At 68.8% G+C, this 11,785-nt stretch carries 10 protein-coding genes; 7 read left to right on the top strand and 3 right to left on the bottom strand.

Annotated features, from left to right (window positions below; genetic code table 11):
* Positions 1-1,140, top strand: a 1,140-nt coding sequence (locus Q7S93_RS01920) for an Hsp70 family protein (protein WP_304711889.1), incomplete at its 5' end; no start/stop codon positions are given.
* Positions 1,141-1,306: 166 nt separating this feature from the next.
* Complete coding sequence (dnaJ, locus tag Q7S93_RS01925) at positions 1,307-2,467, top strand: molecular chaperone DnaJ (protein WP_304711890.1); 1,161 nt, start codon at positions 1,307-1,309, stop codon at positions 2,465-2,467.
* Positions 2,468-2,804: 337 nt separating this feature from the next.
* Here the strand turns inward: dnaJ and Q7S93_RS01930 are convergent, their stop codons facing one another.
* Positions 2,805-3,329 carry a GNAT family N-acetyltransferase gene (locus tag Q7S93_RS01930; RefSeq protein WP_304711891.1) on the bottom strand — a complete coding sequence of 175 codons (525 nt, stop codon included), beginning with the start codon at positions 3,327-3,329 and terminating at the stop codon, positions 2,805-2,807.
* A gap of 236 nt (positions 3,330-3,565) precedes the next feature.
* On the bottom strand, positions 3,566-5,110 hold the full coding sequence (locus tag Q7S93_RS01935; RefSeq protein WP_304711892.1) for a flavin-containing monooxygenase: 1,545 nt from the start codon (positions 5,108-5,110) through the stop codon (positions 3,566-3,568).
* A 228-nt stretch (positions 5,111-5,338) separates the two neighbouring features.
* Between Q7S93_RS01935 and mutS the strand changes: the two genes are divergently transcribed.
* Positions 5,339-8,020 (top strand): DNA mismatch repair protein MutS, encoded by a 2,682-nt coding sequence (gene mutS, locus Q7S93_RS01940; protein WP_304711893.1) that lies wholly within the window; start codon positions 5,339-5,341, stop codon positions 8,018-8,020.
* Between the two features lie 130 nt (positions 8,021-8,150).
* On the top strand, positions 8,151-8,756 hold the full coding sequence (locus tag Q7S93_RS01945) for an HAD family hydrolase (RefSeq protein WP_304711894.1): 606 nt from the start codon (positions 8,151-8,153) through the stop codon (positions 8,754-8,756).
* A gap of 34 nt (positions 8,757-8,790) precedes the next feature.
* Here Q7S93_RS01945 and Q7S93_RS01950 read toward each other — a convergent pair whose 3' ends face one another.
* A complete protein-coding gene (locus Q7S93_RS01950; protein WP_304711895.1) occupies positions 8,791-9,777 on the bottom strand; it encodes a 2-hydroxyacid dehydrogenase in 987 nt (328 codons plus the stop codon).
* Between Q7S93_RS01950 and Q7S93_RS01955 the strand changes: the two genes are divergently transcribed.
* The 3 genes from Q7S93_RS01955 to Q7S93_RS01965 all read left to right on the top strand — a co-directional run.
* Complete coding sequence (locus Q7S93_RS01955; RefSeq protein ID WP_370652042.1) at positions 9,776-10,411, top strand: SH3 domain-containing protein; 636 nt, start codon at positions 9,776-9,778, stop codon at positions 10,409-10,411. The genes Q7S93_RS01950 and Q7S93_RS01955 overlap by 2 nt on opposite strands.
* A gap of 67 nt (positions 10,412-10,478) precedes the next feature.
* Positions 10,479-10,991 (top strand): 3-hydroxyacyl-[acyl-carrier-protein] dehydratase FabA, encoded by a 513-nt coding sequence (fabA, locus tag Q7S93_RS01960; protein WP_304711896.1) that lies wholly within the window; start codon positions 10,479-10,481, stop codon positions 10,989-10,991.
* A gap of 23 nt (positions 10,992-11,014) precedes the next feature.
* On the top strand, positions 11,015-11,785 hold a 771-nt coding region (locus Q7S93_RS01965; protein ID WP_304711897.1), incomplete at its 3' end, for a beta-ketoacyl synthase N-terminal-like domain-containing protein.

The raw sequence follows: 11,785 nt of genomic DNA on the forward strand, positions 1-11,785 counted from the left end.
CAGCGCCTGAAGGAAGAGGCCGAAAAGGCCAAGAAGGAGCTGTCCTCGACCACCCAGTACGAGGTCAACCTGCCCTTCATCTCGATGAACGCGTCTGGCCCGCTGCACCTGAACATCAAGCTCTCGCGCGCCAAGCTCGAAGCCCTGGTGGAAGACCTGGTGGCGCGCACCATCGGCCCCTGTGACCAGGCGCTGAAGGATGCGGGCCTGAAGAAGTCCGACATCGACGAGGTGATCCTGGTCGGCGGCATGACCCGCATGCCCAAGGTCGTGGAAGCGGTGAAGGAATTCTTCGGCCGTGAGCCCCACAAGGGCGTGAACCCCGACGAGGTCGTGGCCCTGGGCGCCGCGGTCCAGGCCGGCGTGCTGCAGGGGGACGTCAAGGACGTGCTGCTGCTGGACGTCACCCCCCTGACCCTGGGCATCGAAACCCTGGGCGGCGTGTTCACCCCGCTGATCGAGCGCAACACCACCATCCCGACCAAGCGCTCGCAGACCTTCTCCACGGCCGACGACAACCAGTCGGCGGTGACCCTCCGGGTCTTCCAGGGCGAACGCCCGATGGCGGCGGACAACAAGCTGCTGGGTCAGTTCGACCTGGTGGGCATTCCCCCGGCGCCCCGTGGCGTGCCGCAGGTCGAGGTCACCTTCGACATCGACGCCAACGGCATCGTCAACGTCCAGGCCCGCGACAAGGCCACGGCCAAGGAACAGTCGATCCGCATCCAGGCCAATGGCGGCCTGTCGGACGCCGACATCGAGGCCATGGTCAAGGAAGCGGAGTCCAACAAGGCCGAGGACGAGAAGCGCAAGGCGATGGTCGAGGCCAAGAACCAGGCCGAGGCGGTCGTCCACTCCACCGAGAAGGCGCTCGCCGAGCACGGCGACAAGGTCTCGGCCGAGGACAAGGGCGCTATCGAGACGGCGCTCGCCGACCTGAAGTCGGCGCTGGAGGGTGAGGACGCCGAGGCGATCTCCACCAAGACCCAGACGCTGATCCAGGCCTCCATGAAGCTGGGCGAGGCCATGTATGCGGCCCAGCAGGGCGCCTCGGGCGAGTCTCAGCCTGACGCCGGCGGCGACGACGTGGTCGACGCCGAGTTCGAGGAAGTCGACGACGACGACAAGAAGTCGGCGTGACGAACCGCCCCATGGCGCGCAGCCCCCTCATCCCTCTCCAGGCTGTCAGGGTTGCGTCGCCGCCGGGCGACGATAAGGCGCCCCTCTGGTCCAGACCGCATGATCTTGCGCTGGGCCGGGGGGCTGCCCACCTTATTTTCTTCAATCATTCAGATACCTGACGCGCATGCGGGACTATTACGAGATCCTGGGCGTGAGCCGCGGCAGCGATGACGCCGCGCTCAAGGCCGCCTATCGCAAGCTGGCCATGGAGCACCATCCCGACCGCAATGGCGGTTGCGAGGACTCCGCCACGCGGTTCAAGGAGATCAACGAGGCCTATTCGATCCTCTCCGACGCCCAGAAGCGCGCGGCCTATGACCGGTTCGGTCATGCCGGGGTGAATGGCGGCGGCGGGGGCGGTCCCGGCGGGGCGGGCTTCACCGACGTGCACGACATCTTCAACGAGGTGTTCGGCGACGTCTTCGGCGACATGTTCGCCCAGGGCGGCCGCGGGCGTCGCAGCGGGCCGGCCCGTGGCCAGGACCTGCGCTATGACCTCGAAATCAGCCTGGAGCAGGCCTTCGCCGGCGCCGAGGTCGAGATCGTGGTGCCAGCCGCCGTCACCTGCGAGACCTGCGACGGCACAGGCGCCAAGCCCGGCACCAGCCCCACGGTCTGCGGCGGCTGCGGCGGGGCCGGCCGCGTGCGGGCCAGCCAGGGCTTCTTCTCCGTCGAACGCACCTGCCCCCGCTGCGGCGGCACGGGCCGGCTGATCCAGGACCCCTGCGCCACCTGTCACGGCCATGGCCAGATCCGCAAGGACCGCACCCTGCAGGTGCGCATCCCGGCCGGGGTCGATGACGGCGCCCGCATCCGCCTGGCCGGGGAAGGCGACTCCGGCGCCCGGGGCGGCCCCCGGGGCGACCTCTACATCTTCCTGTCAGTGACCCCGCACGAGCTGTTCGAGCGCGATGGCCTCGACCTGTTGTGCACCGTGCCGGTGCCGATGGCCGTGGCGGTGTTGGGCGGCGAGATCGAGGCCCCCTGCCTGATGGGCGGCGAGAACTGCGACGGCAACTGCAAGATCCCGGTGGACGTCCCCGAGGGCGTCCAGACCGGCAAGACCCTGCGCCTCAAGGGCCGGGGCATGCCCTCCCTGCGCTCCCGCGAACGGGGCGATCTGGTGGTGGAGATCTTCGTCGAAACTCCCACCCGCCTCAGCCCCCGCCAGAAGGAGCTGATGGCCGAGTTCGCCGAGCTCAGCGGCGACCAGACCAACCCCAAGTCCTCCTCTTTCGTCGGCAAGGCCAAGCGCTTCTGGGAAGAGATGACCGGCGGCTGCTGAGCCGGCCCCTCTCGCCGTCTCCCTCGGGCTTGACCCGAGGGTCCAGGAACACTTGGCCACGACGGGATGGCGTGAGACGCGCGCCGCCTCCTGCGCCGCAGGCGCTTTCAAGAGGGGACACGAAGGACACAAAGGGGCGCGAAGGACACCAAGGCGAGGCCGCCGAACCCTTCGTGTCCTTGGCTGGCTTCGTGTTCTTCATGTCCCCGTTTTTGCTTTCTGACCTGCCCGCCTCGTCACCTCGGACTTGATCCGAGGGCCCATGCGCGCCGATCCACGCCCGTGTTCGTGGATGGTCGGGTCAAGCCCGACCATGACGGGTCAAATTGAGGCGCGCTCAGGCTTTGGGCGCCGCGGCCACCCAGACGAGGCCCGTCCAGAGGCGGCGGCCGTCGTCCATGCTGAAGTCTCGGACCGGATCACGCCGCAGGCCGAGGCGATCCATGACCGCCTGCGAGCGCAGGTTGTCAGGCGCCGTATAGGCCAGCACTTCGTCGGCGATCCCGCGGTCGAAGATGTCGGCCAAGGCGGCGCGGGCGGCCGCGGTGGCGTAGCCGAAACCCCAGGCCGACCGCTTCAGACGCCAGCCGGCGCTGAGATGCTCCCCCAGCGCATGCCCGGCCTTCGACGGCATGACCCCGCAATAGCCGATCCATTCGCCGGCCAGCGTCTCGACCGCCCAATGCCCAAAACCATGCGCGTCATGGGCGGCCCTGTATCGATCGAACTTCTGGTCGCTCTTCTCGCGGGTGAGCGGACGGCCCGCATCGACCATCACCTCAGGATCGGCATGCATGGCCGCGAAGGCTGGCCGGTCGGCTTCGAGCCAAGGGCGCAGGCGAAGACGCGAAGTGGTCAGCATGGCGGAGCCTCCAGCGGCTTCCTACAGCATGGCTGGTGACACACCTGCTAGCCGGTCCCTGGCAATCTGACCGACAGGCTGGGGGGTTGTCGCTTGAACCAAGCCTTGCGTGCTTCGAGCTCCGCTTGCCCCCCGCCCCCGTCGCCCTCGGATTTGATCCGAGGGCCCATGCACACATGGCTGGCCAAGGCGTTCATGGATGGCGGAGCGTTGGGTGGATGGCCCTGAGGCCGCCCCTACTCCGCCGCCTCGACCGCCCGGGCCTTGGCCTTCTGGTCGTCATAACGGAAGATCGGGCCGTCCAGGTCGATGGCCGGGATATCGGCCCGCTCGACCCAGTAGTCCTGGGTGTGGCGCCATTCGGCGGTGTCGCCGCACTTGGGCATCTTGTCCATGTCGCGCATCAGATAGCCCGGATTGAAGTTGTCCGGATCGATCCAGGGACCGCGAGGCATGGTGGCGCCGGCCTCGCCGGGATCGACCATCACCTTCTTGACGCCGCGGGCCTTCATGTGGCCGAGCAGCCGGGCCACGAAATCCCCCATCAGGTCCACCCGCAGGGTCCAGCTGGCGCGGAAATAGCCGAACACCCAAACAAGGTTCGGCACGCCGGTGAACATCATGCCGCGATAGGTCAGGGTCTGGCCCCAGTCGACGGGCTTGCCGTCCACCTCGAAGGGGATGTCCCCCATGACCGACAGGCGGAAGCCCGTGGCGGTGATGATGATGTCGGCCTCCAGCACGTCGCCGGACTTCAGCAGAATGCCCTCAGCCGTGAACCGCTCGATCTGGTCGGTGACCACCGAGGCCTGGCCCGACGAAATGCCCTTGAACAGGTCGGCGTCCGGCACGAAGGCCAGGCGCTGCTGCCAGGGGCGGTAGCTGGGGGTGAAGTGCTTCATGTCGAAGCCTTCGGGCAGGACGGCGGCGACGTTCTTGAGGATCTCGTCCTTCACGGCGTCGGGATATTCCCGGGCCATATGGGCGAACATGCCCTGGTCCTTGAGGATCTTGCGGCGAACGATCTCGTGGGTCCACTCCTCGGGGACCTCCAGGTCGCGCAGGGTGTCGGCCAGTTCGTTGGCGTTGCGCCCCGTGGCGAAATAGGTGGGCGAGCGCTGCAGCATGGTCACGTGGCCGGCCTTGGCCGCCAGGGCCGGCACCAGGGTCGCCGCCGTAGCGCCCGAGCCGATCACCACCACCTTCTTGCCCGCATAGTCCAGGTCTTCGGGCCAGGTCTGCGGATGGACGATGGGGCCCTTGAAGTCGGCCATGCCCGGCCACTCCGGGGTATAGCCCTCGTCGTGGTGGTAATAGCCCTGGCACATCCACAGGAAGCCGCAGGTGAAGGTCAGGGGCTCGCCGGTGGCGGTCTTCACCGCATCGACGGTCCAGAGGTTCTGTTCGCTGGACCAGGCGGCGTGGACGATCTTGTGGCCATAGCGGATATGGCGGGCCAGATCGTTCTCGGCGATCACCTCGTCCATATAGGTGAGGATTTCCTGGGAGGTGGCGATCGGCGCCCCGCGCCAGGGCTTGAACCGGTAGCCGAAGGTGTAGAGGTCGCTGTCGGAGCGGACGCCCGGATAGCGATGGGTCACCCAGGTGCCGCCATAGGTGTCCTTGGCCTCAAGGACCGCGAAGCTCGTGCCGGCCATCTGGTGCGTCAGGTGCCAGGCCGCGCCGACCCCGGAAATCCCCGCGCCCACCACCAGCACGTCGAAGTGCTCAACGCCGGCCGTCGCCTGGCGAGCCTTTGTCGCCACATCCACGCTGGTCATGGAAAACCTCTTCCCTGTCGTTCCCTGCCGCCAGTGTGATCCCCTGGCGATCTGTGATCCCTGATGGAAATCAAGGTATGTGATCGACGATCACTTGGCGAGGGGGATGTTCGCCCCTGCGCCAGGCCGCCGCAAGCCTATCATTGGACAAGGCGCGCGCCGCCCCCCGCGCAAAGGCCGCGGCAAAAGGATGACCGAATCCCCCCGGGCCGCTAGCTTGCCGGCCTCATGAACGCTCCTTCTCCCACCCTGCCGGACGCGGCCGGCGCCACGCCGGTGATGGCCCAGTTCTTCGAGGCCAAGGCCGCCCAGCCTGACGCGCTGATCTTCTTCCGCATGGGGGATTTCTACGAGCTGTTCTTCGAGGACGCCCAGAAGGCCGCCGCGGCGCTCGGCATCAGCCTGACCGCCCGGGGCAATCATGGGGGCCAGCCCATTCCCATGGCCGGCGTGCCGGCCCATGCGGCCGAGGCCTATCTGGCCAAGCTGATCCGGGCGGGTTTCAAGGTCGCCGTCTGCGACCAGATGGAGGACCCGGCCGAGGCCAGGAAGCGCGGCTCGAAATCCATCGTCCGGCGCGAGATCGTCCGCGTCGTGACGCCGGGCACGCTCACCGAGGATGGCCTGCTGGACGCCCGCGGCGCCAACCGCCTGGCCGCCGTGGCGGTCCGGGCCGGCCAGGCGGCCATCGCCTCGGTGGAGCTGTCCACCGGCGAGGTGGAGTGCCTGGCCCTGGACGCCGCGGGCCTCGCCTCAGCGCTCGCCGCCCTCTCGCCCTCGGAAATCCTGGTCCCGGATCGCCTGTTCGCCGACTCCGCCGCGGCCGAGGCCCTGCGCAGCGTCGGCGGTTTCGTCCAGCCCATGCCGCAGGCCCTGGCCGAGCCCTCGGCCTCGGAGGCCAAGCTCAAGCGGCTCTACGGGGTCGAGACCCTGGACGGCTTCGGGGCGCTCAGCGGGGCGGAAATCTCGGCCCTCGGCCTGATCGCCGCCCATCTGGAGACCACCCAGGCCGGCCGCCTGCCGGCCCTGTCGGCCCCGCGGCGGATCGGCGAGAGCGAAGTCATGGCCATCGACCCGGCCACCCGCGCCAGCCTGGAGATCGAGCGCAGCCTGGCCGGCGGCCGCGAAGGCAGCCTGCTGGCCGCCATCGACCGCACCGTCACGGCGCCCGGCGCCCGGCTGCTGGCCACAAGGCTGGCCAGGCCTCTGGTGGAGCCGGCGGCCATCGACGCGCGGCTGGACGCGGTGGCCTATTTCTGCGAGCGGCGGCCCCTGCGCCAGGACCTGCGCGGACAGCTGAAGTCCATGGGGGATATGGGCCGCGCCCTGTCGCGGCTGGCGCTCGGGCGCGGCGGCCCAAGGGACCTGGGCTGCCTGCGCGACGGCCTGGCCGCCGGCGCCGCCATCACCGGTCTGTTCGCCGCCCCTGAGCCCCTGGACCCCGCCCCGCCGGCTGAGACCTGGGAGGCGCTGACGGCCCTGGACCTCGCCATCCAGAGGGGCCTGTCGGACCTGCGCGACCTGCTGGCCGAGGGTCTCGGCGATGACCTGCCGGCCCAGGCCCGGGACGGGGGCTTCGTGGCGCCAGGCGTGCGCCCCGAGCTCGACCAGGCCCGGGCGCTTCGCGACGACAGCCGCAAGGTGATCGCCGGGCTTGAGGCGCAGCTGGCCCGCGAAAGCGGCGTGGCCCTGAAGATCCGCCACAACGCCGTCCTCGGCTATTTCGTCGAGGCCAGCGCCAAGGCCGCCGAGCCGCTGATGAAGGCGCCGCTGAACGCCACCTTCATCCACCGCCAGACGCTGGCCAACCAGGTCCGCTTCACCACCGTCGAACTGGCCGAGCTGGACGCGAAGATCGCCCAGGCCGCCGAGCGGGCTCTGGCCATGGAGGTCGCGGCGTTCGAGGCCTGGCGGGAGGCCGCCTGCCACGTGGCCCAGGCCATCCAGGCCGCCGCCTTCGCCGCCGCCAGCCTGGACGTGGCCTCGGGCCTCGCCGAATGGGCCGATGAGACCGGGGCCACACGGCCCGTCGTGGATCGCTCCTCCGTCTTCGAGGCCACAGCCGCCCGCCATCCGGTGGTCGAGGCCGCGGTGCGCAGGGCCGGCGAGCCCTTCACCCCCAATGACTGCCGCCTGGACGGGGCCGGCGCAGGCGCCGCAAGGCTATCCATCGTCACCGGGCCGAACATGGCCGGTAAGTCGACCTTCCTGAGACAGAACGCGCTTTTGTGCGTGCTCGCCCAGGCTGGATCCTTCGTGCCGGCCCAGGCCCTGCGGCTCGGCGTGGTGGACCGCCTGTTCAGCCGGGTCGGCGCGGGCGACGACCTGGCCCGGGGCCGCTCGACCTTCATGGCCGAGATGGTGGAGACCGCCGCCATCCTCACCCAGGCCACGCCCCGGTCCTTCGTCATCCTCGACGAGATCGGCCGCGGCACGGCCACCTATGACGGCCTGGCCATCGCCTGGGCCTGCGCCGAGGCCCTGCACGAGACCAACCGCTGCCGCGCCCTGTTCGCCACCCACTATCACGAGCTGGCGGTGCTGGAGGATCGGCTGCCCCACGTGGCCAACCTCTCCATGCGGGCCAAGGAGTGGAAGGGCGACCTGATATTCCTGCACGAGGCCGGCCCCGGCCCCGCTGACCGCTCCTATGGCGTGCAGGTGGCCAAGCTGGCCGGGGTGCCGCCGGCGGTGGTCGCGCGCGCCCGGCAGGTGCTGGACCGGCTGGAGCGCGAGCAGGGCGCGCCGGCTCACCTGGAGGACCTGCCGCTGTTTGCGCTCAGCGTCGCCGAGCCGGAGAGCTCCGGGCCCAGCGCAGTGGAGGAGGCCCTGCGCAGCCTCGACCTGGACGGCATGAGCCCACGGGAGGCCATGGACGCCCTCTACCGGCTGAAGGGCCAGCTTTCGTAATACCTCACCTCCGTCACCCTCGGACTTGATCCGAGGGTCCATCCACACTTGCGCCGGCTCCGTGTTCATGGATGGTCGGGTCAAGCCCGACCATGACGGGCAAAAAAGAGCCCATACGAGAATCCCCGCCATGACCGTCCGCACCTTGATGATCGATGTGGACGGGGTGGTGATCCGCCACCCCGACGGCCTGCGCTGGGACCATGCGATCGAGGCCGATCTGGGCGTCGATCCGGCCAGGTTCCAGAGCGCCTTCTTCGCCGTCCACTGGCCTGACGTGATGGCCGGGCGAGCCGGTCTGCACGAGCGGCTGGCGCTGGCCCTGCCGGAGTTCGCGCCGCACCTGACGCCGCAAGCCCTGACCGACTACTGGTTCTCCAGGGACGCTCACCTGGACCAGGGTTTCCTCGACCAGCTCGCCGCCCTGAACGGCCGATACGGCCTGCACCTGGCCACGGTGCAGGAGCACCTGCGGGCGGCCTATCTCTGGAACGGACTTGGCCTGAAGGACCATTTCGAGGCGATCCACTATGCGGCCGACTATGGCTGCGGAAAGCCCGATCCCACCTTCTTCGACGCCGTGGCCGCCCGCACCGGCCATGCGCCGCATGAGCTTCTGCTGATCGATGATTCGGCGCGCAATGTGGAGGCCGCCCGGGCCTGCGGCTGGCGGGCGGGCCTGTGGGAGGGGACGCATAACGTGGCCGATGTGATCGCCGAGGCGCTAGGGCGCTGAGGCCCTGCGCGCCGCAGGCGCATTCAAGAGGGGACTAGAGCATCGCCGGGATGACCCGGTCCGGCGGGCGGTGGCCGTCCATCCAGGTGCGGATGTTGATGATCACCTTCTCGCCCATGTCCACGCGGCTCTCCACCGTGGCCGAGCTCATATGCGGCAGCAGGACGACATTGGGGAGCTTCAAGAGCTTGGGATTCACCGCCGGCTCGTGCTCGAACACGTCGAGGCCGGCGCCGGCGATTTCGCCCTTGGCCAGGATGTCGATCAGGGCGTCCTCGTCGACAATCTCGCCGCGGGCGGTGTTGATCAGGATGGCGTGGGGCTGCAGCAGCTTCAGCCGCCGCGCCGACAGCAGGTGGAAGGTGGCCGGGGTGTGCGGGCAGTGGATGGAGATCAGGTCCATCCGGGCCATCATCTGGTCGAGGCTGTCCCAGTAGGTGGCGCCCAGCTCCTCCTCGATGCGGGGGCTGACAGGCTTGCGGTTGTGATAGTGGATCTGCAGGCCAAAGGCCTTGGCCCGGCGGGCGACGGCCTGGCCGATCCGGCCCATGCCGACAATGCCCAGGCGCTTGCCGGTGACCCGGCGCCCCAGCATCCAGGTGGGCGACCAGCCGGTGAAGCCGCCGGCCTGGACCACATTGGCGCCTTCGACGATCCGCCGGGCCACCACCATGATCAGGGCCAGGGTCATGTCAGCCGTATCCTCGGTCAGCACGCCCGGCGTATTGGTGACGCTGATATTGCGGGCGGCGGCGCCGGCCACGTCGATATGATCGACACCGGCCCCGAATGAGGCGATCAGCTTGAGCTGCGGACCGGCCTGGGCGATGAGATCAGCATCGATTCGGTCGGTGATGGTGGGGGCGAGCACATCGGCGCGCTTCACCGCATCGACCAGCGCGTCGCGACTCAGGGGCTCATCCGAAAGGTTGAGCTCTGCGTCGAACAACTCTCTCATCCGCGTCTCCACCTGATCGGGGAGCTTGCGGGTGACGATGACTTTGGGCTTACGGGCGACCATGACCGAGTCTGCGACGGGAACCTTGCGGCGGGGCGCCATGGGCGCGCGAGCTTCAACCTGTAGCAAAGGGACCCTGGTGGGCCAAGGCGAGCCTGAGTTTAGCGAGACTTATCCTCACCGCCTGTCGCCGGCGCGGGCGCTGCTGACCCTCTGCGCCCTGACGATGGCGCTGATCCTGGCCGCCCCGGCGCAGGCGCGGGAAGCCGGCGAGACGCCGTCGGGCTTCGCCGTCCCCCGGTATCTGTCGCTGAAGTTCGGCGAGGTGAACGCCCGGGCCGGTCCCGGCGATGATCACCAGGTGCTGTGGGTCTACCGGGCCCGCGGCCTGCCCGTGCAGGTGATCGCCGAGACCCGGGAATGGCGGCGTATCTGCGATCCCGAGGGTGGCGTGGCCTGGGTTCACCGCCGGGTGGCCGATGGCAAGCGCCAGGTCATGAACCTTGCGGAAACCCCCCTGCCGCTGCGTCGGCGCCCGCGGGCCGAGGCCGAGATCACGGCCTATTTGAACGCCCGCGCCCTGGCCGCGTTGGATCGTTGCGACAAGGGTTGGTGCCGTCTCAGTGTTGACGGCGTCACCGGTTGGGTGACGGAATCGGCCGTCTGGGGCGTAGCCGACCCCGTCCAATGTCGTTGAGCCACGCCTTGGCCTCGTGCTAGGGCCTGACCCCTTCTGTTATCAGCCGAGCTCATAAAGGCGGCGTATGACCATTCACGAGGCCCAGAGCCGTTACGACCTGGAAGACCTGCTGGCCTGCGCCCGCGGGGAAATGTTCGGCCCGGGCAACGCCCAGCTGCCGTCCCCGCCGATGCTGCTGTTCGATCGCATCACCACGATCAACGATAACGGCGGCGCCCACGGCAAGGGCTATATCGAGGCCGAGTTCGACATCAATCCGGGCCTCTGGTTCTTCGACTGTCACTTCATCGGCGACCCGGTCATGCCCGGCAGCCTGGGCCTGGACGCCATGTGGCAGCTGGTGGGCTTCTATCTGGGCTGGATCGGCGGCAAGGGCCGTGGTCGCGCGCTCGGCTGCGGCGAGGTCAAGTTCGCCGGCGAGGTCACCCCCGACATCAAGAAGGTGACCTACAAGGTCGAGATGAAGCGGGTGATCAACCGTCGCCTGGTCATGGGCATCGGCGACGCCGTGCTCGAGGCGGACGGAAACGTCATCTACACCGCCAGCGACCTTCGCGTCGGGCTTTATCAGCGCTGAAGCGCCAGGAAACGGGAGCGAACATGCGCCGCGTCGCCATCACCGGTATCGGTATCGTTTCATCCATCGGCAATGACGCCGAGGCGGTCGCCGCCTCGCTGCGCGACGCGCGCTCGGGCATCACGGCCGCGCCGGAATATGCCGAGCTGGGCTTCCGCAGCCAGGTGCACGGCAAGCCCGACATCGACTGGGAATCCCTGGTCGACCGCCGCGCCCTGCGGTTCCTGGCCCAGGGCACGGCCTTTGGCCACATCGCCATGGAGCAGGCCATCGCCGATTCGGGCCTTGGTCCCGACGAGGTCAGCCATGAGAAGACCGGCCTGATCGTCGGCTCCGGCGGGCCCTCCACCAAGGTGATCATCGAAGCGGCCGAGACCGCCAGGACCCGCGGTCCCAAGCGCATCGGCCCCTTCGCCGTGCCCAAGGCCATGAGCTCGGGTCCCTCGGCGACCCTGGCCACCTGGTTCAAGATCCGCGGCCTGAACTTCTCGATCAGCTCGGCCTGCGCGACTTCCACCCACTGCATCGGCTCGGCCTACGAGCAGATCCTGATGGGCAAGCAGGACGTCATGTTCGCCGGCGGGACCGAGGAGCTGGACTGGTCGCTGTCCAACATGTTCGACGCCATGGGCGCCATGAGCAGCAACTTCAACGACCGCCCCGAAACGGCCAGCCGCGCCTACGATCTCAACCGCGACGGCTTCGTCATCGCTGGCGGGGCCGGGATCGTGGTGCTGGAAGAGCTGGAACACGCCCGGGCCCGCGGCGCGAAGATCTACGGCGAGATCGTCGGC

The sequence above is a fragment of the Phenylobacterium sp. genome, assembly GCF_030646615.1.
Taxonomy (GTDB): domain Bacteria; phylum Pseudomonadota; class Alphaproteobacteria; order Caulobacterales; family Caulobacteraceae; genus Phenylobacterium.

What these genes read in the sequence shown, in the direction of transcription:
- fabA (WP_304711896.1), top strand. Translation starts at nt 10,479, where the DNA reads ATGACCATTCACGAGGCCCAGAGCCGTTACGACCTGGAAGACCTGCTG.
- dnaJ (WP_304711890.1), top strand. Translation starts at nt 1,307, where the DNA reads ATGCGGGACTATTACGAGATCCTGGGCGTGAGCCGCGGCAGCGATGAC.
- Q7S93_RS01950 (WP_304711895.1), bottom strand. Translation starts at nt 9,777, where the DNA reads ATGGTCGCCCGTAAGCCCAAAGTCATCGTCACCCGCAAGCTCCCCGAT.
- Q7S93_RS01930 (WP_304711891.1), bottom strand. Translation starts at nt 3,329, where the DNA reads ATGCTGACCACTTCGCGTCTTCGCCTGCGCCCTTGGCTCGAAGCCGAC.
- Q7S93_RS01935 (WP_304711892.1), bottom strand. Translation starts at nt 5,110, where the DNA reads ATGACCAGCGTGGATGTGGCGACAAAGGCTCGCCAGGCGACGGCCGGC.
- mutS (WP_304711893.1), top strand. Translation starts at nt 5,339, where the DNA reads ATGAACGCTCCTTCTCCCACCCTGCCGGACGCGGCCGGCGCCACGCCG.
- Q7S93_RS01945 (WP_304711894.1), top strand. Translation starts at nt 8,151, where the DNA reads ATGACCGTCCGCACCTTGATGATCGATGTGGACGGGGTGGTGATCCGC.
- Q7S93_RS01955 (WP_370652042.1), top strand. Translation starts at nt 9,776, where the DNA reads ATGACCGAGTCTGCGACGGGAACCTTGCGGCGGGGCGCCATGGGCGCG.